Source organism: Muriicola jejuensis (assembly GCF_010671595.1).
Classification (GTDB): Bacteria; Bacteroidota; Bacteroidia; order Flavobacteriales; family Flavobacteriaceae; genus Muriicola; species Muriicola jejuensis.
The window spans coordinates 376,880-400,682 of sequence record NZ_JAABOP010000002.1; the positions used below are offsets into that span (position 1 = coordinate 376,880).

The following is a 23,803-nucleotide window of genomic DNA, read 5'->3' on the forward strand; positions in this document are numbered from 1 at the left end:
CGATTAGTTCCCCACTACACGCAGGATCCACATCTCGTCTGTATACCTTCCGTAGTATTTGGAATCTCTGGCCCTGATGGCCTCGGATTGGGTGTCAAAACGCTCGAGGTAGACATAGGTGAACTGGTTGCCTTCCCTCAGGAACGACCTGGGTTCAATACCCCTGTCAGAGAGCATCCTCGAGAAACGGGCAAAGTTTTCCTCCTCTTCGAACACATTGGCGATGAGGTAGTACCCGGGGGCAATCCCCGGTTCAGCCCTGACCTCAGTGATGCGTTCGGGCGCTTTTTCTGGTGGGCTGAGGGGTTTTTCTTCCGGTACGGGTACGGCGTTCGGGTCTGCTGAGTTGACATAGTCCCTGGCCTTTTTTTCCAGTTCTGAGATTGCGGGGTCCGCATCCGTATCTATGGGGTTGTCTACCCCCCTGATCTTCGGCAGCACCAGCGTATTGTCGTCTTCGTCAAAGATCTCCTCCATGCTCCGGATACGTTCATCCCCCCTCCAGACAAATCCTTTTAGCTGCCTGCTGCTTTCGGGCAGTTCGGTTTCAGGAAAGATATCCCCGTCAGGATTGGTAAAAAAGGTAATATCCTCAATGTCGCTGTTCTCGAAGGTGAGCCTGATGGAACTGCAGATGGTCTTATTGATCCCGATGAGCTCCTGGTCATCGTTGTACATGTAATAAATGACCTCCGTATTCTTGACCAGGTCGGCTATCTTGAGTTCATTTTCTATGAACTTCCCGAAGAGGTCCTTGCCCTTGGCCTGGTTGAAGCCGACCTTGCCAATGGTGTCCTGGGAGATCACAAAGGCGTTGTTTAGCACTTTGAGAGAGTCGAGTTTTTCGGTCTCCATATCCGAGATCAGGTGGATGCTGTCTCCGGTCATCTGGTTCTCCAGGTTCCAGAGTACCGGTTTTCGTATCAGCTGCGTGATCCCGGTGCGCTGTTCAAAGTGGAGGGAGTCGCATTTCCCGCTCAGGTCGGTCTTGTAGAATTTGGTGTTCCTGAAAGCCCTGAGAATGCGCTGGTCTGGTTTGCCTGTGATCATCAGGGTATCCCCGTGTATGTACAGGGAATCCTGTTCTACCAGGCTCACCGAAACCGCCCTTTTGGTGGCAAAGACCGAGTCCCTGGCCTTGTAGACCTCTGCGTAATGGGCACGGATCACCCCGTCGTTGATCGTATCGGTGACCTTGATGTTGTTCGTTGCTGAGGCGAATTCCTTCGCCTTGTTGAAATACACGCTATCCCCCTCTATGATGCGGTTGTTGTAATTGATCCGGGTGTTCTTAATGCCGTAACCTGTTTCCACCTTCGTATCGTAAAAACCCCGCTCGCAGTAGAGGGTATAGGTCTTTCCCGTAATGGTGGACGGGCCGTACATATAGGCGTTTTTGGAGAGGGTGTAGTAATCCAGCTGACTCGACTCCACCGTGTATTCCGGGTTTCGGATCTTCACATTCTGAAGGAACTGATATTTCTTGGGCTCCATGAAGTACCTGCCTATTTTGCTCGTCAGTGTATTGGTGGAATCCACAATGGTACCATTACTCCTGTAATAGGCTTCCTGGTTCTCCCGGTCAAAGAAGAGGGTGTCTGTTCTGAGGGTCATATCGGCATTCTTCAGCAACACTTTTTCCCAGGCCTTAGCCAGTTTCTCGTTACCGTCGTAATCGATCTTCCCGCTGGTCATCAGAATGGAATCGCCCTGTACCAGACGGATGTTCCCAATAGCCCTTAATTTGTTTTCCTTCTGGTAAAAGATGGCGATATCACACCAGAGATCGGCGCCCTGGTGCTCAAACTGCACTTGTCGGTCGTCCTTGCTAAAGATGGATGCCCCGGGATACCTGGCCTCGTCCTTGGTGAAGTTGGCCCCGTACACGATATTGATCTGTCGGGGCTGAGCCTCCTTATCCTGGGAATGGAGCCAGGGGAGGGAGAAACACAGGAAGAGTATGCAGAAGATGCCTTTCAAACGGGTTCTTTTGACCAAAAATAGGATTTTTTAGAGCAGAAGAATTCTCTTTAGTACAGTTTTAATACTCTCCTTTTTGCAAAATTCAGGATACCGCCAGTTCCCTGTGGATGGTCTGAGTCCTGTCCGGGCCCACAGAAACGATCTGAATGGGAACTTCCAGGGCCTCCTCAAGGAATTCGATGTAGGCGATCAGGTTCTTGGGAAGCTGCTCTTCGGAGTTCATACGGGTAAGGTCCTGTTTCCAGCCCTTGAATTCCGCATATACCGGAGTTACTTCAGAGGCCTCGATATTGAAAGGCAGGTGGGAGATCTTCTTACCCTGGTAGTGATAGGCTGTACATACCTTGATCGTTTCAAATCCGCTCAGCACATCGGACTTCATCATCATCAGGTGGGTCACCCCATTGATCTGGACCGCGTACTTGAGTGCCACGAGGTCTAACCAGCCACAGCGCCTTGGCCTCCCGGTGGTGGCTCCGAATTCGTTGCCTACCCTGCCCATGGTCTTGCCGTCCTCGTCAAAGAGCTCCGTGGGAAACGGGCCACTTCCCACTCTCGTGGTATAGGCTTTAAAGATGCCAAAGACCTTATCGATCCTGTTCGGGGCGATCCCCAGACCTGTACAGGCGCCTGCCGCCGTTGTATTGGATGAGGTCACATAGGGATAGGTCCCGAAATCTATATCCAGGAGGGAGCCCTGAGCGCCTTCGGCCAGGATGGATTTTCCTGTCTTCTGAGCCTGGAACAGGTATTCTTCGCTATCTATAAAGGTGAGTTTTTTAAGGGCTTCCACGGCCGAAAAAAATTCGGCTTCCAGTTCCTGCAGGTTGTACTGTATATCCACATCGTAGAAATGGATCATGGCCTCGTGTTTGTCTGCCAGGGCCCGGTACCTGTCCTTCCAGTTGCTGAGTTCGAGGTCTCCCACCCTCAACCCGTTCCTTCCGGTCTTGTCCATATAGGTTGGGCCAATGCCTTTCAGGGTGGAGCCTATCTTGGCCTTGCCCTTGGCGGTCTCCGAGGCCGCATCCAGCAGCCTGTGCGTAGGCAGTATGAGGTGGGCTTTGCGGGAGATGAGCAGGCGGGCTTTGATATCGATGTCGAACTTATCCAGCGCTCTCAGTTCTTTCCTGAATATCACCGGGTCTATAACCACCCCGTTCCCGACCACATTGACGGCCTCTTCGTGGAAGATGCCCGAGGGGATGGTGTGGAGTACGTGTTTGTGACCATCGAATTCGAGGGTGTGACCCGCATTGGGCCCGCCCTGAAAACGCGCAATGATGTCGTAGTTTTTGGTGAGAACGTCAACGATTTTCCCTTTTCCTTCGTCTCCCCACTGAAGACCGAGTAGCAAATCTACCGCCATGTAGTGTTGTCTTATTGTTTCGCCTCTTCGGGCTGGTTTCTGGTGCCGTAAAAATAAAGCGAATGATTGTTAATCTTGATGTCAAATACCTCTTCTATGGTTTTTTTGATCGATTGGATGCGCGGGTCGCAGAATTCCACCACCTCCCCGGTATCAGTGAGGATGACGTGGTCGTGCTGCCTGTCAAAATAGGACTTCTCGTACTGGGCCTGGTTCTTCCCGAACTGGTGTTTGCGCACCAGTTTGCACTCCAGCAACAACTCTATGGTGTTGTAGAGGGTTGCCCTGCTCACCCGGTAATTCTTGTTCTTCATTTTGATATAGAGGGATTCGATATCAAAATGGTTATCCGTATCGTAGATCTCCTGGAGTATAGCGTATCTCTCAGGCGTCTTCCTGTGGTTATTCTCCTCCAGAAAGGCCGTGAATACGTTCTTTACGATTTCCTGATCCTTGTTTCCCATAGTGTTCGGTTAGGATGCGATCCCGGTGCAAAGGTACGGCTAAAAATATTAAAACTCAGCAGTTCAACCGGTCCAAAACCACCCCCGTTTCAGGTGCGACTCACCTTGTCTATCCCCTTAACGGCCTTCAGATTATCGATCAGTTTTTTCAAGATCCCTTTGTTCTTAACTACCACCGTGATCCGACCGGAAAAGGTCCCTCCGTCTGTGTCGAAGTTGAGGTTCTTCATGTTCACGTGCATGTGGTCCGAGATGATCTCCGTGATCTCGTTGATAAGCCCGAGGTTGTCCAGACCTGTTAGTTTGATCTCGGCCGTAAACTCCTCCTGGGTAGAATCGATCCATTTCGCACTGATGATCCTGTAGGCGTAATTCGACTGAAGGGAAATGGCATTCGGGCAGTTCTTCTTGTGCACTTTGATCCCGTCGTTCACACTGATGAATCCGAACACTTCATCTCCCGGGATCGGATTACAGCATTGGGAGAGCTTGTACTCCAGCCTTTCCTCTTCCTTCCCAAAGACGAGCATATCGTATTTGGACGTGATCTCGTCCTTGTCGATTTCCTCAGGGACCGGTTTTTTCCGCATCCGGTTCTTGAAGAAGCTGATAAAGGCATTGTTGTAGGAGGAGGCAAAGTCCTTGATCATCTGGTTGTCGATCGAGCCTATGCCCACCCTGTAGAAGAGGTCGAGGCTGGTCTGCAATTTAAAGTAGACCACCATCTTGTTGATGGAATCCTCATTCAGGGTTACCTTCAGGGATTTTAATTTCCTCCTGAGGATCTCCTTTCCTTCTGTGGCCATCACCTTTTTCTCATCCCTCAGGGATGCCTTGATCTTCGAACGGGCTCGTGCCGTGGTGGCGTAATCGAGCCAGTTCTGGTTGGGTTTGGCGCTTTCAGAAGTTATGATCTCCACCTGGTCCCCGCTCTTCAGGGGCGAACTCAAGGGGACGAGCTTTCCATTCACCCGGGCTCCTCTGGTGCGCATGCCCACTTCGGTATGGATGGTAAAGGCAAAGTCGACCGGAGTAGCCCCTTTCGGCAGGGAGATGAGTTCTCCCTTGGGAGTAAAGACGAAGATCTCTTTGGAATACAGGTTGAGCTTGAATTCCTCTACAAAGTCGACCGCACTGCCATTAGAGGTCTCCAACGCCTCCTGCAGCCTGTTCAGCCACTCCTCTATACCCTGTTCTTTCTGGTCCCCGTGTTTGTATTTAAAGTGGGCCGCATACCCTTTTTCCGCGATCTCGTGCATGCGTTCACTGCGGATCTGAACCTCCACCCATTTTCCCCGTGGTCCCATCACCGTGATATGCAGGGCTTCGTAGCCGGTCGACTTGGGAGAGGAGATCCAGTCCCTCAAACGGGTGGGGTTGGGAGTAAAGTGATCCGTCACGATGGAATAGATCTTCCAGGCCAGGAATTTTTCGTTCTTCCGGTCAGATTTGTAGATGATGCGGATCGCAAACTTGTCATAGATCTCATCGTAGGACACGTTTTGGGTAGTCATCTTCCTGCGGATCGAAAAGATGGACTTCATCCGTCCCTTGATGGTGTATTTGAGTTTCTCCTTGTCCAGGGACTCCCTGATGGTTTTGGAGAAGTCGTCTATGTACTTTTGCTGCTCCTCCTTGGTTTCCTCAATCCTGTTCTGAATGTCCGTGTAAACCTCGGGTTCCGTGTATTTCAAGCTGAGGTCCTCCAACTCGGTCTTGATGTTGTACAACCCGATCCGGTGCGCCAGGGGGGCGTAGATATACAGGGTTTCCGAGGCGAGTTTTACCTGCTTGTCCTCCGGCATGGAATCCATGGTGAGCATGTTGTGATAGCGGTCCGCGATCTTGATAATGATCACCCGTACGTCGTCGTGGAGGGTGAGGAGCATCTTGCGGAAATTTTCCGCCTGCTGTGAGATGTTGGTGTCCTTATTCAGATGCGCGATCTTGGTGAGACCGTCCACGATCCTGGCTACGGTCTCTCCAAAGAGGCGTTCGATGTCGTCCAGGGTGTATTCCGTATCCTCCACCACGTCGTGGAGTAGGGCGGAAGCTATGGATACGGCATCTAGACCGATCTCCGATGCAACGATCTTGGCGACCGCAATAGGGTGGAAAATATAAGCCTCTCCCGACTTCCTGCGCTGGTTCTTGTGGGCATCCACGGCCACATCGAATGCAGATCGGATCAATTTTTTGTCCTGGGGGGAAAGGGTCTGGTAACTGATGCGCAACAATTCCTTGTACTGCTTGGCAATTTCCCGATTTTCCTTGTCTATTACCGCTTCGCTCCTCATATCTTAAAATTACACAATCTTTTGGAGTAACCAACAAAAATCATGCCTGTAGCCGGCGGACACGGGAGATCAGGGGAGGGTGGGAATAGTGCATGAACACATAGGCAGGGTGGGGGGTGAGGTTGCTCAGACTATTTCTGGATAGCTTTTTTAAGGAGCTGATCAGAGGTTCTCCCCCATAGGTCTTCCTGGCGTATTCGTCTGCCTGATATTCGAATTGCCTGGAGAGGTAATTCATCGCCAGGCCCGTAAGCTGGGAGATTGGACTGTAAAGGAGGGCAAAACCCACCAGGGCTGCGTGAAAACTGGGCTGTTCAACGCCAATGGCCCCGGACACCTCCGGATGATTAATGAAGAGGGAGAGGATAAAGAGGGTCAGCCCGGTCAGGGCTGTGGAGACCACGAGGTTGTAAATAATATGACGTCTTTTGTAATGTCCGACCTCATGGGCCAGTACGGCCACGATCTCTTCCTCTTCCAGGTCCTCGATCAGGGTGTCGTAGAGAGTAACCCTTTTCTCCCTGCCAAATCCTGAAAAATACGCATTGGCCTTGGTAGACCTCCTGGACCCGTCGATCACGAAGATTTTTTCCAGTTCAAAACCGACCTTTTCAGCATAGTTCTGTATCCTTTGCCTCAGTGAGCCTTCCTGCAGGGGTTTCTGTTTGTTGAACAGGGGTACGATGAGTTTGCTGTAGAAAAGGTTCATAAAGAGGGTGAAGACCGCTATCAAACCCCAGGCATAGAGCCAGAAGGAACGGCCGGTCCACTCATAGAACAGGATGACCAGCGCCAGCATCCCGCCTCCAAGTACTCCCAGCAAGATCCATCCCTTTATTTTATCTGTGAGGAAGAGCTTCAGGTTGCTCTTGTTGAATCCGAACCGCTCTTCGATAACAAAGGTTTTGTAATAAGAGAAAGGGGTCATCAGCAGGTCACTGCCCAATGCGATGATCCCAAAGAAGAGCAAGGCCATGCCGATAGGTTCTTCCGTGATCCCCCTCACTACCTGGTCTACCCACTGGAAGCCACCCAGCAACAGGAAAGAGAGGAGCAGGATAATGGAAAAGCTTGATGTGAAGAGACCAAAGGAGTAATTGGCCTTTTTGTAGGCCTGGGACCTTGCGTACTCCTCCGGGTCGTATACATCGGACAATTCCGGAGGAATGGGCTTTGCGAAGCTCCTCGTATTGAGATAGTCCATCGCAGACTCCACGAGGAATTCGAGGATCAGGATGGCAATGATCAGGTAAAACAGGGAGGAACTGTTCATATTCGGGACTGAAAGGAAGTTACAGGGCAGGGGAAGAAAGCTGCCTTTTAGCCTCAAAGATAAGGATTGCAGCCGAGACGGAAACGTTCATGGAATCGATCTGCCCTTCCATCGGGATGACCACCCGGGCATGCGCACGGTTTGCCCATTCCTCAGACAAACCGGTGGATTCGGTTCCTACGGCGATGGCACATCCTCCCGTATAATTTGCTTCCGTATATGGGATGGCGCCGGTCAGTGTGGCAGCAAATACACGGATCCGATGCTGTTCCAGGAATGCGAGGACCTCTGAAGTACTGGCGGCGGCCATAGGAACGGTAAAGAGGCACCCCACGCTCGAACGGATCGTATTGGGATTGTAGAGATCCCCTTTTGGGTCGGCTATGATAACAGCATCCAATCGGGCCGCATCGGCAGTTCTTAGCAGGGCTCCCAGGTTCCCTGGCTTCTCCACTGCCTCGGCCACCAGTATCAACGGGTCTTTTGGTAAGACCAGGCTATCCAGGCTGTGGTCCTTTGTTTTGGCTATGGCCAGAACGCCTTCTGTTTTTTCCCTGTAGGCCAGTTTTTGGTACACTTCTTTGGAGATCTCGATGATCTCAATATTTGCTGATTGGCCTACCAACATCTGAATTGCTTCCAGGACCGGAAAGAGCTCGGGATAGACCAGCACGGTATCGATGCGGTAGCCCCCCAGGATTGCCATGGACAATTCGCGCTGGCCTTCCAGGACGAATAACCCGGTCTTATCCCGTTCCCTGTTCTTATGCTTGAGCTGTATAACCTTGCGTATCAGGGGGTTCTGTAGGCTGCTGATCTTTTTGACACTTTGCATGGAGACAAAAATAGGGGAAACTGTAAATTTATGTTCTTATCCCCGACGAATTAATAAATAGTAGTTATCATGCACAGACCCTTATTATGGATATGGGCTTTCGTCCTGCTGAGTTGCGGTGAGATTCCCAAAAAAGAAAACCGGAACGATGATCAAACAGCTGAGGATAGCCCGGTCAGCGATACACGCTATCCTCAGGCCCTGGAAAAGGTTTTTCAGGTACATGGTGGGCTGGATACCTGGAAGCAACAGCGATACCTGAGTTACGAGATTCCAAAGGATTCGGGTGTGGAGAGACATCATATCAACCTCTATTCAAGAGAAGATCTCGTCGAAACAGACACCTACAAAATGGGTTATGACGGGAAGGATGTCTGGATCTGGGACCCAGGGCAACAATATAAAGGAGACCCAGTGTTCTATCACAACCTTATGTTCTATTTCTACGCCATGCCCTTTGTGCTGGCCGATCCCGGCATACAGTACTTCGAGATTGAACCTTTGGCTTTTAACGGAAAAGAATATCCCGGTATCGGGATCCGGTACTATGACGGGGTAGGGACCTCCCCCAAAGACGAATATTTTCTTCACTACGACCCGCAATCTTATGAAATGGCCTGGTTGGGGTATACGGTCACCTACAGGACCGGTGTTCCTTCTGAGGATGTGCACTGGATCCGCTATGACGACTGGATCTCCGTTTCGGGCCTGAGATTGCCCGGCTCTATGACCTGGTATTCCGCAGAGGATGGATTGCCCGTTTCAGAGAGGAATACTGTGAAATTTCAGGAAATCGTACTGAGTGAAACCCCGGCAGATCCATCCGTGTTCGCCATGCCTGAGGGAGGAGAGAAAAGAGAACCTGCCAAAGCAGGGGAGTAAAAAAAGAAGGGGGCCGTCCAGCCCCCTTTTACTTTATCAATCTGCGTTGTATTTTCCCATATACCGCTTCCAGAGTTCCGTCTGATGCGTTTCCAGGGAGATCTCCCGCCCATCTATAAAGGCGTGCGTGAGCTGATTTCCCCTCATGTCCAAAGCATCCCCATCCGAAATAAAGAAGGTCGCGCTTTTTCCCCGTGCCAGGGTACCGTAGCTGTTATCGATCCCCAGGATCTTTGCGGTATTTCCACTGATCAACTGAAGAGCCACTTCCTTATCGAGTCCCTGACCCACCACCTGTCCGGCGTAGAAAGGCAGGTTCCTGGTCTGGAAATTCGAAGCCTCCGCATTTTGCAGAGCTACCAGCAAACCGGCGTCCACGAGCATTTTGGGAAGCTTATAGGTAAAATCATAATCGTCATCATCGAATTCGGGGAGGCTGTGCGTAAAATTCACCAGGACGGGAATATCGTTCTTTTTGAGAAAGTCGGTTACCCTGTAGGCGTGATATCCTCCTACCAGGATCACTTTTTTCACCCCGGCCTCCTTAAGGGCAGTGATGGCATCCACGATCTGTTTTTCATTCTGAGCGTACACGTACAGCCGTTTAGATCCGTCAAAAAGGCCCTGTGAAGCTTCGAAGGCAGGGTTCACTGTAGTTCCCTGTCCATTGCCATAAACCCTGGCATTCTTCAGGAAGGAAGTCACTTCCTCCACCTGGTCCTGGTACTCCTTGTTGGGCTGGTACCCGCGGGATTCACCCAGCCACCAGCGTCCACGCCTGAAGGTGTTTGGCCAGTTAAGGTGGATCCCGTCATCGACTTTTACGGCCGCGTCCTCCCAGTTCCAAGCGTCGAATTGCACGATGGAGGAGGTCCCTGAGATCCGTCCCCCCTGGGGGGTGACCTGGCCAAGGAGAACTCCGTTGGGTCTCATGCTCTCCACCACCTTCGACTCTGCGTTATACGCAATAAGACTTCGTACGTGGGGGATCAGGCTGCCGATCTCATCCTGGTCGTCACTGGCCCTGACTGCATTGATCTCAATGAGTCCAAGCGACTTGCCGGGAGCAATGAATCCCGGATAGATGTGTTTCCCCTGGGCATCGATCACCCTTCCCATGGGGTTTACGCCTGATCCGAGGGCTGTAATTTTTCCATTTTCAAAGATCAGGGTGCAGTTCTCAATGACCGAGCCATCCCCAATATGGGCCGTGGCACCGGTCACGGAAATGATTTCGGTCTGTGCCGGCGCAGGGGTCTGTTGTCCCTGAATGTTAGGATAGAAACCTATCATCAGAGCTATTGCGATATATCTTATATTTTTCATAGTGCTCATATTATAAAGTGTCACAATTGAATCTTTCTTTCTTTCGCTGCTCAGGGCGCTGCATCTTGCCGCCTCCGTTCTTCTCGTCTATCATCATCTTCACCAGCTGACTGCGTTCCTTTTTGATCTCCTCCCTCAGGGCCTTATCCTGCTCGAGGTCGAAATAGGTAACTCCTTGAATGATGGTCTTTTCTGCCTTCGCATATACAGACATGGGGTGGGCGTTCCACAGGACCAGGTCGGCTTCCTTCCCCTCCTTGATACTGCCTACCCTGTCATCTATATGCAGGAGCTTTGCGGGGTTTAGGGTCACCGTCTTCCAGGCTTCCTCTTCAGACATCCCGCCATATTTTATGGTCTTGCCGGCTTCCTGGTTGAGTCGCCTCGACATCTCCGCATCGTCACTGTTGATCGCCACGGTCACCCCCTGACTCGCCATGATGGCCGCATTGTAGGGGATGGCGTCATTCACTTCGAATTTGTAGGCCCACCAGTCGCTGAAAGTGGATCCCCCAACCCCGTGTGCAGCCATCTTATCAGCTACTTTGTAGCCTTCCAGGATGTGGGTAAAGGTGTTGACCCTGAAGCCGAATTGTTCGGCCACTTTTATCAACATATTGATCTCGCTTTGCACATAGGAATGGCAGCTGATAAAGCGCTCCCCGTTGAGGATCTCGGCCAGTACCTCCATCTCCTCGTCATAGCGATAAGGTTTACCACTTTTCTTTAAAGCGTCGTATTCCTTGGCCCTCTGGAAGTAATTCACAAAGACCTGTTCCACTCCCATACGGGTCTGGGGGAATCGGGAATCACTGCTCCAGTTGCTCTGTTTTACATTTTCACCCAGGGCGAACTTGATAAACTTCGGGGAATTTTCGAAGATGAGTTTATCTGCGGATTCCCCCCATTTAAGCCTGAGGATGGCCGACCTCCCCCCAATGGGGTTGGCAGAACCGTGCAAGAGTTGTACGGTGGTCACGCCCCCCGCCAGGTTGCGGTACAGGTCCATGTCCGTAGGGTCTACCACGTCGGTCATCTTGACTTCCGCAGAAGAGTTCTGACCGGCTTCGTTGATGGCTAGACCGGCGATATGGCTGTGCTCGTCTATGATACCCGCCGTCAGGTGCTTTCCACTGGCATCGATCACTTTCGCACTGCCTGCACTGAGGTTCTTCCCGATCCTGGCGATCTTCCCGTTCCTCACGAGTACATCGGTGTTCTCGAGGATCCCATCCGCTTCACCGGTCCAGACCGTTGCGTTACGGAAGAGCATATCCTCCGACGTTTTCTTCTGGGCATAGCCGTATCCCACGTTGGGGAATTTAACGGGCATCACTACCGGGGCTTCCGGAGTATTTTCTTTCTTGTCGGTGGATTTCGCTTCAGGACCTTCTTTTTTTATGGCCGTGAAAGTGGTGTCTCCCCCATCGGGTAGCAAAACCCTTCCATTGAGATTATCCTGATCGGCAGTGATCCGCGATGTCATCCTGTAGATGTCCTTCTCGGGGGTGGTCAGGGCGAGGGTCACCCAGTCGCCGTCATAGGTGAATTTGGTGTCTATTTTTATGGTATCCCTCTTTATCTCGGCCTTGGGTTTGGAAGGCTCCCCGGAGATACTGAGCTCATAGGCGGTTGCGCCCACCCTCAGGTCATAGGTGCCCCTTATGTCTTTCTGGTCCATTGGGTTTACCATGTGCTTTTGCCCCTGTACCCAATTCTCATACAGGGTGGTTTCCTTGTCGAACACATTCCCGGAAGTGATGAGGAAATTTGCGTAACGTCCGGGTTGGAGGGAACCGATGAGGTCTGATTTGCCAAGGAGGGAAGCCGGTACGGTAGTGAGGGCTTCCAGGGCCTTGGTTTCGGAAAGGCCGTAAGTGATGGCTTTTGAGAGCTTATCCTTGAGTTCTGACGGACTTTTAAGTTCGTGTAGGGTAAAGCTGAAAGCGATCCCCATATCCGCCAAAACCTTGGGGTTGGAGGGGGCCTGGTTCCAGAATCTCATGTCCTTGAGGGCTACATAATCTGCCTGGAAAGGATCTGACACGTCATAGGCATCGGGAAAGTTCAGCGGGATGATCAACCTGGCATTGGTCGCTTTGATGTCGTCTATCATCTCAAACTCGTTCCCTCCTCCTAGTATAGCGTACTGAATTCCAAAGGTATCCCCGATCTTATCTGCCCTCAGGACGTTCCCGGCATTGCCGGCCGAAAAGATCTGAACCATGCCTCTATTCTCGATCAGGGCTTCCAGTGACCGGTCTTTGGTGTTGACCATGCCCTTCTGGTACCAGGCAGCATCGTTGTACATCTGCCTGAGCAGGGCCATGGCGCCCATGAGGGAGGTCGGATAGGATTGCTCTTTCAGTATACTCTTTTCAAATGAGAAGTACTGGGCCGAATTGTCGTCTATGATCCTCTCGGCGTCATTTCCCTCTGCCCTCAGGGCGATCAGGACCCCGGTACCCCTTGCGATACCGTCCTGTATGTGGGAATTGACTACCCCAAAACCGGCTTCGCGCAGCGATTTGGCACTTTTATCATCGTATTTAAAGGCATTAATGGCGTCTGCTTCAGGCATGATGTGATCATTCCAGTAAAACCCTTCACGGGAGGGATCGTACTGGGCGGATCTGCCACCCCGCGATGGCCTTTTAGGCTGCTCCACGCCAAAAGAGGAGTAGGCATCTATAAAGGAAGGATAGACGTACTTGCCTTCAAGGTCTATCTGAACCGTATTCGGAGGTATGCTCACGGTTTTTCCCACGGAAACTACCTTTCCATTGCGGATAAGCAGGGTCCCGTCCTCGATGACCTGGGTGGGACTCACATAAATGCGAGCATGGGTAAGTGCTGTGTAGTTGTTGTTCTCAGCCTTTACTCCGTCATTCTTTGGGAAGTAATCCTGTGAGAACAGGGAAAATGTACTCACCCAGGCAAGGGCCAGTACAAAGTACTTCATTTTCATAAGTGCCTTGATTTTTAGTTAGCGGCTAAATTTAAAGGAACTGTTAGGAAATGCCCTCTTCTTAATTTTTTTTTAACATTAAAGAGGCGTTGCGTATTTACTCGCCTGAATTTAGAGAGGTGTTGTTTCGTGGTATGCGACCAGCAGGGAGACCACCAGGTTGTAGCTCCGGATTCCCTCGGCCTGGTTGTTGGCCTTTAGGAAGGCGTTGAAAGACATTTTAAAAATGGGCTCCAGCGGATTCTCATAAGCCGTCCAGAAATCACGTAGTTCCTCAAAATCCTTTTTGATTCCGGGGTGCACTTTTGAATAGGCTTCCTTGAAAAGGGATTCATCGAGCATCCTGAGTTCGGACAGACAATACCCCAGGGCATAGGAGAGTGCGGCATAGTGTATACGGGGGTCACTGTGGTTCAACGCGGCCAGGTACCCTATAAAGTTGGCCTCGTTCTCAGCAGCATAACCTAATTGGTGGGCGATCTCGTGGCAGCTGACCACAGGGAACCTGAACATGGGGATCTTTTGGTTTACCTGCGCCTCGAGGGTAAAGGGATTTAGGTAACCGCCGTACCCCATATAGGTAAGGGCCAGGCTGTAGATCGATCCCTTGAGGCTGGGGTTGGGGTACCTGAAATCCGAATGGCCTGCTGGCAGGGGACGGTACTCGGCTCCGACCATTTTGAAGACCTCCTGATGCCGAAAAGGAAATCGCACCTGAATACTGTCTGACCCCGTCAGTTCTTGCTGGAGCTGATTGGTCTTCTCGACCAGTATGGAAGTAAATTCTGAGAGTTCTTCAGTAGTACATGTATCCCGCAATCCCAGGGTTTGATACAAAGGTTGCCTGTAATAGTTCAAGCCCCACAACAGGTGGAAAGAAAAGTAGGCAATAGACAGTACAGCTGTGAGATCTCTGAGGAAGGAGAGCGGTTTTGTGCGGATCCGCAGCCGGTGTTTGTAGAGATACCTGAGGGAAATAAAGAGCAGCAGGGTGTACAATATATCTCCCAGGGAGAAGGGTATCCAGCCGTAGGCCCATCTGATGGCAGAGGAGATCAGCGGATAGACCCCCCGACTGTAGTATTTCTCTATGATTTCCGGATACTCCCTGATCCAGCGTATCAGAAGGATCTGAAGGGGAAGGGAAAGGGCAATAGCATTTTTCAGCCGGTAATTCATGGGGGTAAATTTACCCAAATTTACAAGCCCGTTTCAAGAGCACTGCGTATTTTTGGACCTCAGACTAAAATTTCACCATGGATATAAGACTCTTAGAACCCGCTTCGGTATGGAAGTATTTTGGGGAACTCAATGCGGTGCCCAGACCCTCAAAGAAGGAAGAACGCGTCATCGCCTTTATGCTCGATTTCGGCAAGTCCCTCGGCCTCGAAACTTTTAGGGACAGAGTAGGCAATGTGATCATCAGAAAACCGGCGACGCAAGGCATGGAATCCCGTAAAACGGTCGTGCTCCAATCCCATCTCGATATGGTCCACCAGAAGAACAACACCACCGATTTCAATTTTGAAGAGCAGGGAATAGAAATGTATGTAGACGGGGACTGGGTAAGGGCCAGAGGCACGACCCTGGGGGCCGATAACGGTATGGGGGTGGCCGCTATCATGGCCGTTCTGGCGAGTAAGGATATCCCGCATCCTTCTCTGGAAGCCCTGTTTACCATCGATGAAGAGACGGGGATGACAGGGGCAAAGGGACTGGAAAGCGGGGTGCTCAAAGGGGAGATTTTATTGAATCTAGACACGGAGGAAGACGATGAGATCGACATCGGTTGCGCAGGTGGCATCGATGTGACCGCCTCAGGGACCTACCCTCAAAAAGACCTTCCCCAGGGGGCAAAGACTTACCGACTGCTGGTTAAGGGTCTCCAGGGAGGCCATAGCGGGATGGATATCCACCGGGGTCTGGGTAATGCCAATAAGATCCTGAACAGGTTGTTGTACACCGCGTCCCTGGCCGGGGAACTTCACCTCGGCGAGATCGATGGGGGTGGCCTGAGGAATGCCATACCCCGGGAGAGCACTGCTTATTTCGGACTGACCCAAGGCAATGAGCAGGTACTGAAGGTCATGAATGACCTGAGTGTAGACATCCGGAAGGAACTCGAACCCACAGAGCCCAACCTGCAGATCCTCGTTGAATCTTATATGTACGCAGGTCAGGTAATGGAGAAAAAGGACTTTGATATGCTGCTCAGGGCCGTTTACGGGGTGCACAACGGCGTATTTGCCATGAGCAGGGCCATTGACGGACTGGTAGAAACGTCAAATAACCTTGCCCGCGTGGAGGTAAGGGATGGGGTCATTTCGATTAACTGCCTCACCCGTTCTTCGGTAGACTCGGCAAAAATGGACCTAGCCCACGGCCTTACTTCTGTCTTTTCCCTCGCGGGATACGAGGTGAATCTCAGCGGCGACTACCCGGGATGGACTCCGGATCCGGATTCGGAGATCCTGAAGGTCCTCATTGAAAAATACAAAGTGTTATTTCATGAGGAACCCCGTGTGGTCTCCTGTCATGCGGGCCTGGAATGCGGGATCCTGGGCGGCCATTACCCGGGCATGGATATGATCAGTTTCGGACCTACCATCAAAGGGGCCCATTCCCCTGATGAAAAGGTACAGATCTCCTCAGTTCAGAAATTCTGGAAGTTTCTCAAGAAAATCCTGGAAGAAATTCCTGAGGCCTGATCAAAAAAAATCCCCGCCAAAGCGAGGAATATTTTTATTCACCGTAAATCCCGGTGATCTCCAGATCGAAGACCAGATCGGCATTGGGAGGAACCGGCCCAAGACCCTGTTGACCGTAGCCCAGATGTGGCGGAATGAAGACCCTGATCTTGTCTCCCACCTTCATGGTAAGCAGGCCTTCCTTAAACCCGGAGATCAGGTTGGCTTCCATGCTGTAAGTCATGGGGAAGGGCTCGTAACCGCCACCCATTTTCCTTTTGGGATCGAAAACCTGGTACTTCCTGGCGATCTCCTCATAATTGCTGTCGAAGAGGTCCCCGTTTTCCAGATACCCGGCATAATTGACCAGGACCTGTTGTCCTATCTTGGGCTTTTCTCCGGTCCCTTCTTCGATGACCATCAGCTTAAGCCCCGAAGGTAAGGCCTGAATCTCGTTCTTTTGGGAGGCGATCTCATTCGCCAGATCCTCTTTCATCTTTTCAAAGGCTGCAATCTCAGCTTCCTCTTCCGCGAAATAATCACTCATGATCTTGACGGCATCGAAATTCCTGGCCTCCTTGCCGTTCCGAATGATCTCTATTTTATTCATTACCACATCCACCAGGGGTTTATCCCGTTCATCAGTTTCAACGATCCCTATGGAATCCACCACATCCATGCCTTCCACGACTTCCCCGAATACGGTGTGCTTCCCGTCGAGCCAAGGGGTGGGTTTCAGGGTGATAAAGAACTGACTCCCGTTGGTTTTAGGCCCGCCGTTGGCCATGGACAGGACCCCGGCCCTGTCATGCCTGAGAGAATCTACGATCTCGTCCTTGAACCGGTATCCGGGATTCCCCATACGTGTTCCCGTAGGATCTCCTCCCTGTATCATAAAATCTTCCATGACCCTGTGGAAAAGCACCCCGTCATAGTACCTTTTCTCCTTGTACTGTTCGCTGACAAATGGGTTCGTTCCCTCGGCCAGGGAAATGAAGTTGGCGACGGTGACAGGGGTTTTCTCGTGCTCCAGTTTAACGATGATATCTCCTTTGGAGGTTTTGATATCCGCAAAGAGACCATCCCCCAGATGGGTGTACTGGCTCGACTTGCAGCCCATGAGGGTGATCATTAATGCGGTAACTAGGATAAGTGTGTTTTTCATGTTTCTGTTCATTTAGGGTATTTTGTTTTCTGTATCCCGTTCGATCCCGATGATAGTAATCACGGCCTTCAGGGGTGCATTTACACCGATCTTATTTTTATCCCCCAGATAGCCGTAGCCGAGGGAGGAAGGAAATAAGAAGATGGCTGTTTCCCCTTCCTTCAGGAGTTTTATGCTGTTGCGCAGGCCGGGAAAGAGTTCCTGCTTGTCTACCTTGTAGGTCTGCAGTCCGATCTCCTCCCGGGAATAGATCGTATCATTGTCCAGGGTAAGCAGCGCATAGGTAAAGCGGACCAGGTCATCCGTCTTCGGGGTGTATTCCGCGACCTCGTTCTTCATTTCATAGGCGTACCAGCTGCCCGCTGCCGTAGGGAAATACTCCCGGAGGCTGTCTTGCTGGATGAGCATACGGATCTGTTCCTCTTCCAGGGCCAGCAATTTCTTATTCCGTTCCACGGACTCCTTCATAAAAGAGCCCGATTTCACCTTGACGGGCTTTCTGGGTTCCGGACCCTCGCAGGACAGTATAGTCAAAAGGATCAATAAGGACAGGATCTTCCTCATGTGGTCAGTTGGTTTTTGTGTTTTTTGACGAGGCTTCGGAAATAGGCTACTGTCTCTTCCAGGGTCTGCTCGCTTCTTCCCCCTGCTGCGTTGGTGTGGCCACCACCGTTAAAGTAGGATCGGGCGAATTCGTTCACGGAAAAATCGCCTACAGACCGAAAAGAGATCTTGATAATGCCTTCATCCCGGTTCTCTATAAAGATCACCGCCATGCGGATACCGGCCAGGGTGAGGCCGTAATTCACAAACCCCTCCGTGTCGCCTTTCCTGAATTGGTACTGGTCAAGCTCGTCCTGACTCAGGGTGATGTAGGCCGTATTGTATTCCTCCAGGATCACCATATTGTTGAGCGCACATCCCAACAGGTGGAGTCTTGACGGGGTATTGGTGTCAAAGATAAGCCGGTGGATCTCTGAACTCCTGGCTCCTTTCTCCATCAGGAAGGCAGCCACGCGATGCGTTTCACTGGAGGTGGAAGCGTACTTGAAGGAACCCGTATCCGTGAGTATGCCGGCGTAAAGACAATCCGCGATCTGAGAACTTATACTCCCTTTTTCTCCCAGAGCATCCAGGGTGTGGAAGACCATTTCGCAGGTTGAACTCATGGCAGGATCTGAATACATCACGGTGGCGTAGTCGGCCGGACTCTGATGATGGTCGATCATGACAAAGGGGCTCTGAAGGCCCTTCAGGGTCTCATACATATCACCAACCCTTGTTAAATCGTTGAAATCCACCGTAAAGATCAGGTCAGAACGCTTCAGCAAATCAGAGGCCATGGACTCCTGTTTCTCGAAGTTGAGCACGGAATCCGTCCCGGGCATCCATTTCAGGAACTCAGGGTAGTCATTCGGACTGATCACCCTGGTGTTATGTCCTTTCAGGTTCAAAAAGTGATATAAGGCCAGGGCCGCTCCAATGGCGTCTCCGTCTGGGTTCTTGTGGGGAACGACCGCTATTTTTTTCGGGGTGCTAAGCAGGTCCTTCAGGGCCCTGACATCGGCTGAATTCATGGGTGCAAAGATAAGACTATTTGCATAAACTCGACGTCCTCCTGAGAAAGATCGTATCGACCTGCACCTGCCCTTCCCGCCTGGCGGAGTTCCTCTATAAATCGATTCAGACCCTTTTAAAGAGGTCCCTGTTGCCTTACCTTTACCTTAAAATCAACGTATGAAGAGATTCCTGTTCCTCCTGACAATCACTTTCCTTCTAGTCAGTTGCAAATCCGTGCCAACAGTGGAGAGTGGACCACAAGTACCGGGCGATTTCACCATCGCCTTTGGATCCTGCAATAAGCATACTTTGCGAAACAGACTCTGGGACGACGTGTTGGCAGCCAGACCCGATGTCTGGATCTGGGGAGGTGATATCGTCTATGCAGATACCCCTGACACGGCCCGGATCGCAGCCATGTACACCGCTCAGAAAGAGGTTCCCGGATATAGTTCCATCCTTAAAGAGATACCGGTCATCGGGACATGGGATGACCACGATTACGGCCTCAACGACGGGGGTGTGGAATTTGAATCCAAAAAAGGCAGTCAGCAGGTTTTCCTCGATTTCCTGGGGGTAGGGGATGACGATACTAGGCGGGCGAGGGAAGGGGTGTATGCATCCCATGATTACCCCCAGCCGGAAGGCAAGGTGAAAGTACTTGTCCTGGATACCCGGTATTTCAGGACAGCTTTGACGCCATCCGTAGAAAAAGGCAGGAGGTACCAGCCCGGGACCTATGGGGAAGGTACGATATTGGGGGAGGCGCAGTGGGAATGGCTTAAAGAAGAACTGAATAACTCGGACGCAGATTTTAACGTAATCGTAAGCAGTATACAGGTGCTTTCCGCCCAGCACGGTTTTGAGACCTGGGGAAATTTTCCCCATGAGGTAGACCGACTGGGGAAAGTCATTGCGAATTCGGGCGCCAGGGGGGTCATCATTTTGTCCGGAGACCGTCATATTTCTGAGTTCTCCAGGATCGAACGGGAAGACCTGGACTATCCTCTTGTGGATTTTACGAGTAGCGGGCTAACACATGTGTATACAGCCTATTCAGGGGAGCCCAACCCTTACCGGGTGGGGGAAGTAGTTTCCGAAAGGAGTTTCGGATTATTGCGGTTCGATCTTGAGGGCAAACGGGTTCATTTTCAGATCGTGGGGGATGAAGGAAAAGTATTGGGTGAACTTACACAGCAGTATTAATGTTGTAGGTTGCAAATAGATAGCGTACTTTTGCCGAAAATTTTTTTAGAATGACAGGAAACAGAACCTTTACCATGATCAAACCCGACGCCGTGGAGAACGGCCATATCGGGCCCATCCTGGAGAAAATCACTTCTGCCGGATTCAAGATCATCGCCATGAAATATACCCAACTGAGCAAGAGGGATGCGCGTGAATTTTACGCAATCCACAGAGAAAGGCCCTTTTTCGATGAACTGGTCGATTTTATGACCAGGGGTCCAATAGTTTCTGCCATCCTCGAAAAGGACAATGCCGTGGAGGATTTCAGGGCCTTGATAGGCGCTACCAACCCGGCTGAAGCCGCTGAAGGAACGATCAGGAAACTCTATGCAAAGGATATTGGTGAAAATGCCATTCATGGGTCTGACAGCGATGAGAATGCCGCCATCGAAGGGGCTTTCCATTTCTCAGGCAGGGAGATCTATTGATCTTTGTGAATAATACCAAAAGAGAAGGCTTCCGGATAAGGGAAGCCTTTTTTCGTTTTAGGAATGTGGTATCAGCGGAGTACGATCTTGCTGACGACTTCCCGTCCCAGCTCTTCATTCAACAATTCTACGATCTTCGATTTCCCCAGGCTGAGTTCCTCTCTTAGCACCGAGGAGGAAAGTGACACGTACAGGGTATCTTCCCTGAGTTCTACGGCCGTAGTGTAATGATTCACCCCATTACCCATCAGGGAGGCCCACGCCTCTCTGACCTTGACCTTGTCGAGGCCTTTTTGCAGCTTGTTGGAGGAGATGAATTCCTGAAGGGCCTCTCCCAGCGTTATATTGTTCTTCTTACGAACCATCCTCATCCAGGTTTATGGGTTCATACCGACTATAAATATAACGAATCTGGTCGGCATTGATGACCGTAAAGTTAGTGGGTGTCAGGGTTTCTATCTTTTCCTCCCACGCGCTCATCTGGTTCCTGTATTCCATAAAATAGATGCCATCCCTCCTTGAAAGGGTAAACTCCTCTGCGTCATCCGAGGTGATGAAACTCCCATCTGGAAGGGGTTGCACTTTTTTCCTGTAACCGGCCATTCCGGAGGTCTCAATGTAATCGACGGTCGTGTTCAGGTCGTATTTCTTGCTGTCACCGGAGGGAAAGACCACTTCCCGGATCTCCCAGTATCCATCGAGGAATCCAAGGTCTTCGGGTTTCACTTCCTGCCTGCAGGAAAGGATAAAAAATAAAATCAGGAAGGTACAGATAGGTCTCATACTACAAAGGAAACATTTTATAAGACTGGTGAATTTCTTTGATGATCTTTTCTGTGCGATCTGCATGCGTATCGCTGATGAAGATCTGCCCGAAATTTTCGTCTTCCACCAGAGAAATGATGTGGGCAACCCTGTGCTCATCGAGCTTGTCGAAAATATCGTCGAGGAGGAGGATAGGAGTGGTGCGTGTCCTTTTTTTCAGGAGGTGGAATTGTGCGAATTTCAGGGCGATCAGGAAGGATTTCTGTTGTCCCTGACTGCCGAATTTCTTGATGGGATAGGTCTCTATCTCAAAGTCGAGGTCATCCTTGTGCACTCCTACGCTGGTGTACTGCAGTGCCCGGTCGCGTTCCAGGTTGGCCGAGAGGAGTTCGGTTAGGGAAGCCTCGTGCAGTCCGGAGTTGTAGACGAGGTTAACGATCTCATTGCCCCCGGATATCAATGCGTACTGCTCCCTGAAGACCGGTACGAAATTTTTGAGGAAATCCGCTCGTTTCCGGTAGATATGCTGCCCGTGAAGCTCGAGTTGCTGATTGTAAATCTCCAGGGTGTCTGCGTTAAAGGTGCGGTTTGTGGCAAAGTATTTTAGGAGGGCATTCCTTTGAGAAACGGCCTTCTGATAGGTCATCAGGGCATGAAGGTATTCGGGATCCGACTGGGAGATGACCCCATCCATGAACTTCCTCCGGGTTTCACTGCCTTCAATGATCAGGTCCCGGTCTGCCGGGGAGATGATTACCAGGGGCAGCAGCCCGATGTGTTCAGAAAGCTTGTCGTAAGCCTTCCCGTTGCGTCTTATGACTTTCTTGACATTGCGTTTGAGGGAACACACGATCTTCTCTTCCCTTCCATTGAGCAGGAAATTGCCCTCTATGACAAAGAAATCCTCCCCGTGCCGGATGTTCTGGGTTGCGATAGGGTTGAAGTAGCTCTTGCCAAAGGAAAGGTGGTAGATGGCATCGAGCATGTTCGTCTTTCCCCTGCCATTGTTGCCCACAAAGCAATTGATCTTCGAATCGAAATCACATTCGATATCGCTGAAGTTCTTGTAGTTGAGGAGGGAAATTTTTTGGAGATGCATGAAAAGAGGTATTCAAAGTGGGTTTTCCAACCCAATCCGGATCAAAAATAACAAATAAATACCCTACGGTTTTCGATAAAAACTTTATTTTTGCGCGATCAATTAGAGGAACTATGGCAACATACAAGAAGCGGGGTTACAAGCCGAGGAACAAGGAAGAAGAAAAAGCCCTGGCAGAACAGGGAAGCACCACTGCAGAGGTATTCAGCGCCCTGGACGAAAGCGCTTCCAAATCGGAGCAATGGGTGGCCAGGAACCAGAACTACATCCTCGGGGTGATCGGCGTCATCGCTGTGGCCGTTCTTGGATATCTGGGGTATAGCCAGTTCGTCCAGCAACCGAGGAATGCGAGTGCCGCCAATGAGATGCTCTATCCGAACCGCTATTTCAATGAGGCCCTTCAAAACACGGCAGAAAAGGATTCCCTTTTCCTGCTGGCTCTCAATGGGGCCGAAGGAAAATACGGCTATCTCGACATCATAGAGGAATATTCAGGTACCCCTTCCGCCAACATCGCGACCTACGCGGCCGGTATGGCCTATAAGGAACTGCAGCAGTACGACAAGGCCATTGAATATTTAGAGCAGGTAAAACCGGATGAGGAGATCACAGCAGCCCTCGCCCTGGGAGGTATAGGAGATGCCTTCCTCCAGTTGGGCCAGACTGGGGATGCCCTTGGTTATTATGAAAAGGCGCTTGCCGAAGATGACAATACTCTTACGACTCCGAGATTTCTTTACAAAGCCGGCATCGCAGCCCTGGAATTGGAGCAAAAGGATAAGGCGCTGAAATACTTTCAGCGCATCAAGGACGATTACCCGGATGCCGAAGAGGCCCGTACGATAGATGCCTTTATCGGGATGGCCCAAACCCAGTAGGCATGGCCACGGCTAACAAGAACCTTTCCCATTACGACAAGGACCAATTACCCGATGCGACCGACATGGAGATAGGGATCGTCGTTTCCGAGTGGAACGATGCTATTACGGAAGGCCTGTATCAGGGAGCGCTTGCTACCCTTTTGGAGTGTGGAGTAAAAGAAACGCGGATCACCCGCTGGAACGTTCCGGGAAGTTTTGAACTGACCTTTGGCTGTAAGAAGATGATCGAGGAGGTTGGCCCGGATGCGGTGATCGCAATCGGCAGTGTGATCCGGGGAGAGACCAAGCATTTCGATTTTGTATGCAGTGCAACCGCCCAGGGAATCAAGGACCTCAATGTCCTCACGGATACTCCCGTCATCTTTTGTGTTCTGACCGATGACACCCTGCAACAGGCTAAGGACCGAAGCGGAGGGAAACACGGCAACAAAGGAACGGAGGCCGCCATCGCCGCCATCAAGATGGCATGCCTGGGCACTTAGATCTTTCCCGGACTTACCACCTCTGTTAACAATTTTTGGGACGCATCCTGCCGCACTTTTTTTATATTTAAGTACTTTTGGGGGAGGAGCG

The 23,803-nt window shown here is 51.0% G+C and carries 22 protein-coding genes; 7 read left to right on the plus strand and 15 right to left on the minus strand.

Annotated elements, in window-relative coordinates:
- Positions 1 to 3 precede the first annotated feature (3 nt).
- The 6 genes from GWK09_RS09770 to GWK09_RS09795 all read right to left on the minus strand — a co-directional run bounded on the left by GWK09_RS09770 (position 4) and on the right by GWK09_RS09795 (position 8,221).
- Positions 4 to 1,998 carry an OstA-like protein gene (locus GWK09_RS09770; RefSeq protein ID WP_394367576.1) on the minus strand — a complete coding sequence of 665 codons (1,995 nt, stop codon included), beginning with the start codon at positions 1,996 to 1,998 and terminating at the stop codon, positions 4 to 6.
- Positions 1,999 to 2,065: 67 nt separating this feature from the next.
- Positions 2,066 to 3,352 carry an adenylosuccinate synthase gene (locus tag GWK09_RS09775; protein WP_163693163.1) on the minus strand — a complete coding sequence of 429 codons (1,287 nt, stop codon included), beginning with the start codon at positions 3,350 to 3,352 and terminating at the stop codon, positions 2,066 to 2,068.
- Between the two features lie 11 nt (positions 3,353 to 3,363).
- The gene (locus GWK09_RS09780; RefSeq protein ID WP_163693165.1) at positions 3,364 to 3,816 is read right to left on the minus strand and encodes a Fur family transcriptional regulator; all 453 of its coding nucleotides are present in this window, start codon (positions 3,814 to 3,816) and stop codon (positions 3,364 to 3,366) included.
- A gap of 89 nt (positions 3,817 to 3,905) precedes the next feature.
- The gene (locus GWK09_RS09785) at positions 3,906 to 6,113 is read right to left on the minus strand and encodes a RelA/SpoT family protein (RefSeq protein ID WP_163693166.1); all 2,208 of its coding nucleotides are present in this window, start codon (positions 6,111 to 6,113) and stop codon (positions 3,906 to 3,908) included.
- A gap of 40 nt (positions 6,114 to 6,153) precedes the next feature.
- Positions 6,154 to 7,386 carry a M48 family metallopeptidase gene (locus GWK09_RS09790; RefSeq protein WP_163693168.1) on the minus strand — a complete coding sequence of 411 codons (1,233 nt, stop codon included), beginning with the start codon at positions 7,384 to 7,386 and terminating at the stop codon, positions 6,154 to 6,156.
- A gap of 19 nt (positions 7,387 to 7,405) precedes the next feature.
- Positions 7,406 to 8,221 (minus strand): TrmH family RNA methyltransferase, encoded by an 816-nt coding sequence (locus GWK09_RS09795; protein ID WP_163693170.1) that lies wholly within the window; start codon positions 8,219 to 8,221, stop codon positions 7,406 to 7,408.
- 69 nt (positions 8,222 to 8,290) lie between these two features.
- Between GWK09_RS09795 and GWK09_RS09800 the strand changes: the two genes are divergently transcribed.
- Entirely contained in the window at positions 8,291 to 9,103 is an 813-nt protein-coding gene (locus GWK09_RS09800; protein WP_163693172.1) for a DUF6503 family protein, read from the plus strand.
- A gap of 36 nt (positions 9,104 to 9,139) precedes the next feature.
- Here GWK09_RS09800 and GWK09_RS09805 read toward each other — a convergent pair whose 3' ends face one another.
- The 3 genes from GWK09_RS09805 to GWK09_RS09815 all read right to left on the minus strand — a co-directional run bounded on the left by GWK09_RS09805 (position 9,140) and on the right by GWK09_RS09815 (position 14,576).
- Positions 9,140 to 10,429, minus strand: a complete 1,290-nt coding sequence (locus GWK09_RS09805; protein ID WP_163693175.1) for an amidohydrolase family protein — start codon at positions 10,427 to 10,429, stop codon at positions 9,140 to 9,142.
- 10 nt (positions 10,430 to 10,439) lie between these two features.
- On the minus strand, positions 10,440 to 13,397 hold the full coding sequence (locus GWK09_RS09810; protein ID WP_163693177.1) for an amidohydrolase family protein: 2,958 nt from the start codon (positions 13,395 to 13,397) through the stop codon (positions 10,440 to 10,442).
- 111 nt (positions 13,398 to 13,508) lie between these two features.
- Positions 13,509 to 14,576, minus strand: a complete 1,068-nt coding sequence (locus GWK09_RS09815; RefSeq protein WP_163693179.1) for a DUF3810 domain-containing protein — start codon at positions 14,574 to 14,576, stop codon at positions 13,509 to 13,511.
- A 77-nt stretch (positions 14,577 to 14,653) separates the two neighbouring features.
- Between GWK09_RS09815 and GWK09_RS09820 the strand changes: the two genes are divergently transcribed.
- Positions 14,654 to 16,105, plus strand: a complete 1,452-nt coding sequence (locus GWK09_RS09820) for an aminoacyl-histidine dipeptidase (protein WP_163693181.1) — start codon at positions 14,654 to 14,656, stop codon at positions 16,103 to 16,105.
- A gap of 34 nt (positions 16,106 to 16,139) precedes the next feature.
- Here GWK09_RS09820 and GWK09_RS09825 read toward each other — a convergent pair whose 3' ends face one another.
- Genes GWK09_RS09825 through GWK09_RS09835 form a run of 3 tightly spaced genes read right to left on the minus strand, consistent with a single transcriptional unit; the run spans position 16,140 to position 18,826 of the window.
- Positions 16,140 to 17,249: a peptidylprolyl isomerase gene (locus GWK09_RS09825; protein WP_163693183.1), complete on the minus strand. Its 1,110-nt coding sequence runs from the start codon at positions 17,247 to 17,249 to the stop codon at positions 16,140 to 16,142.
- Between the two features lie 12 nt (positions 17,250 to 17,261).
- Positions 17,262 to 17,813 carry a gliding motility-associated peptidyl-prolyl isomerase GldI gene (gldI, locus tag GWK09_RS09830; RefSeq protein ID WP_163693185.1) on the minus strand — a complete coding sequence of 184 codons (552 nt, stop codon included), beginning with the start codon at positions 17,811 to 17,813 and terminating at the stop codon, positions 17,262 to 17,264.
- Entirely contained in the window at positions 17,810 to 18,826 is a 1,017-nt protein-coding gene (locus tag GWK09_RS09835) for a DHH family phosphoesterase (protein WP_163693186.1), read from the minus strand. The genes gldI and GWK09_RS09835 overlap by 4 nt, the downstream gene beginning before the upstream one ends.
- A 20-nt stretch (positions 18,827 to 18,846) precedes the next feature.
- On the opposite strand from GWK09_RS09835, the gene GWK09_RS09840 reads away from it, so the two are divergent.
- The 3 genes from GWK09_RS09840 to GWK09_RS09850 are packed head-to-tail and all read left to right on the plus strand — an operon-like array spanning position 18,847 to position 20,485.
- Entirely contained in the window at positions 18,847 to 18,990 is a 144-nt protein-coding gene (locus tag GWK09_RS09840) for a hypothetical protein (protein WP_163693188.1), read from the plus strand.
- A complete protein-coding gene (locus GWK09_RS09845; RefSeq protein WP_163693191.1) occupies positions 18,987 to 20,015 on the plus strand; it encodes an alkaline phosphatase D family protein in 1,029 nt (342 codons plus the stop codon). The genes GWK09_RS09840 and GWK09_RS09845 overlap by 4 nt, the downstream gene beginning before the upstream one ends.
- 50 nt (positions 20,016 to 20,065) lie before the next feature.
- The gene (locus GWK09_RS09850) at positions 20,066 to 20,485 is read left to right on the plus strand and encodes a nucleoside-diphosphate kinase (protein WP_163693192.1); all 420 of its coding nucleotides are present in this window, start codon (positions 20,066 to 20,068) and stop codon (positions 20,483 to 20,485) included.
- Between the two features lie 71 nt (positions 20,486 to 20,556).
- Here GWK09_RS09850 and GWK09_RS09855 read toward each other — a convergent pair whose 3' ends face one another.
- From GWK09_RS09855 to recF, 3 genes are read right to left on the minus strand one after another with little or no spacing between them, the layout of a single operon-like run.
- Positions 20,557 to 20,850: a DUF721 domain-containing protein gene (locus tag GWK09_RS09855; RefSeq protein ID WP_163693194.1), complete on the minus strand. Its 294-nt coding sequence runs from the start codon at positions 20,848 to 20,850 to the stop codon at positions 20,557 to 20,559.
- On the minus strand, positions 20,840 to 21,268 hold the full coding sequence (locus tag GWK09_RS09860) for a hypothetical protein (protein WP_163693195.1): 429 nt from the start codon (positions 21,266 to 21,268) through the stop codon (positions 20,840 to 20,842). Before GWK09_RS09860 ends, GWK09_RS09855 begins: the two co-directional genes overlap by 11 nt.
- A gap of 1 nt (position 21,269) precedes the next feature.
- Complete coding sequence (recF, locus tag GWK09_RS09865; RefSeq protein ID WP_163693197.1) at positions 21,270 to 22,349, minus strand: DNA replication/repair protein RecF; 1,080 nt, start codon at positions 22,347 to 22,349, stop codon at positions 21,270 to 21,272.
- Between the two features lie 113 nt (positions 22,350 to 22,462).
- Between recF and GWK09_RS09870 the strand changes: the two genes are divergently transcribed.
- Together GWK09_RS09870 and ribH are read left to right on the plus strand one after the other, a co-directional pair.
- On the plus strand, positions 22,463 to 23,227 hold the full coding sequence (locus GWK09_RS09870) for a tetratricopeptide repeat protein (RefSeq protein ID WP_163693199.1): 765 nt from the start codon (positions 22,463 to 22,465) through the stop codon (positions 23,225 to 23,227).
- A gap of 2 nt (positions 23,228 to 23,229) precedes the next feature.
- Positions 23,230 to 23,712, plus strand: coding sequence for a 6,7-dimethyl-8-ribityllumazine synthase (gene ribH, locus GWK09_RS09875; protein ID WP_163693201.1), 483 nt, complete (start codon positions 23,230 to 23,232; stop codon positions 23,710 to 23,712).
- Positions 23,713 to 23,803 lie beyond the last annotated feature (91 nt).

What these genes read in the sequence shown, in the direction of transcription:
- GWK09_RS09775 (WP_163693163.1), bottom strand. Translation starts at nt 3,352, where the DNA reads ATGGCGGTAGATTTGCTACTCGGTCTTCAGTGGGGAGACGAAGGAAAA.
- GWK09_RS09780 (WP_163693165.1), bottom strand. Translation starts at nt 3,816, where the DNA reads ATGGGAAACAAGGATCAGGAAATCGTAAAGAACGTATTCACGGCCTTT.
- GWK09_RS09785 (WP_163693166.1), bottom strand. Translation starts at nt 6,113, where the DNA reads ATGAGGAGCGAAGCGGTAATAGACAAGGAAAATCGGGAAATTGCCAAG.
- GWK09_RS09790 (WP_163693168.1), bottom strand. Translation starts at nt 7,386, where the DNA reads ATGAACAGTTCCTCCCTGTTTTACCTGATCATTGCCATCCTGATCCTC.
- GWK09_RS09795 (WP_163693170.1), bottom strand. Translation starts at nt 8,221, where the DNA reads ATGCAAAGTGTCAAAAAGATCAGCAGCCTACAGAACCCCCTGATACGC.
- GWK09_RS09800 (WP_163693172.1), top strand. Translation starts at nt 8,291, where the DNA reads ATGCACAGACCCTTATTATGGATATGGGCTTTCGTCCTGCTGAGTTGC.
- GWK09_RS09805 (WP_163693175.1), bottom strand. Translation starts at nt 10,429, where the DNA reads ATGAAAAATATAAGATATATCGCAATAGCTCTGATGATAGGTTTCTAT.
- GWK09_RS09810 (WP_163693177.1), bottom strand. Translation starts at nt 13,397, where the DNA reads ATGAAAATGAAGTACTTTGTACTGGCCCTTGCCTGGGTGAGTACATTT.
- GWK09_RS09815 (WP_163693179.1), bottom strand. Translation starts at nt 14,576, where the DNA reads ATGAATTACCGGCTGAAAAATGCTATTGCCCTTTCCCTTCCCCTTCAG.
- GWK09_RS09820 (WP_163693181.1), top strand. Translation starts at nt 14,654, where the DNA reads ATGGATATAAGACTCTTAGAACCCGCTTCGGTATGGAAGTATTTTGGG.
- GWK09_RS09825 (WP_163693183.1), bottom strand. Translation starts at nt 17,249, where the DNA reads ATGAAAAACACACTTATCCTAGTTACCGCATTAATGATCACCCTCATG.
- gldI (WP_163693185.1), bottom strand. Translation starts at nt 17,813, where the DNA reads ATGAGGAAGATCCTGTCCTTATTGATCCTTTTGACTATACTGTCCTGC.
- GWK09_RS09835 (WP_163693186.1), bottom strand. Translation starts at nt 18,826, where the DNA reads ATGAATTCAGCCGATGTCAGGGCCCTGAAGGACCTGCTTAGCACCCCG.
- GWK09_RS09845 (WP_163693191.1), top strand. Translation starts at nt 18,987, where the DNA reads ATGAAGAGATTCCTGTTCCTCCTGACAATCACTTTCCTTCTAGTCAGT.
- GWK09_RS09850 (WP_163693192.1), top strand. Translation starts at nt 20,066, where the DNA reads ATGACAGGAAACAGAACCTTTACCATGATCAAACCCGACGCCGTGGAG.
- GWK09_RS09855 (WP_163693194.1), bottom strand. Translation starts at nt 20,850, where the DNA reads ATGGTTCGTAAGAAGAACAATATAACGCTGGGAGAGGCCCTTCAGGAA.
- GWK09_RS09860 (WP_163693195.1), bottom strand. Translation starts at nt 21,268, where the DNA reads ATGAGACCTATCTGTACCTTCCTGATTTTATTTTTTATCCTTTCCTGC.
- recF (WP_163693197.1), bottom strand. Translation starts at nt 22,349, where the DNA reads ATGCATCTCCAAAAAATTTCCCTCCTCAACTACAAGAACTTCAGCGAT.
- GWK09_RS09870 (WP_163693199.1), top strand. Translation starts at nt 22,463, where the DNA reads ATGGCAACATACAAGAAGCGGGGTTACAAGCCGAGGAACAAGGAAGAA.
- ribH (WP_163693201.1), top strand. Translation starts at nt 23,230, where the DNA reads ATGGCCACGGCTAACAAGAACCTTTCCCATTACGACAAGGACCAATTA.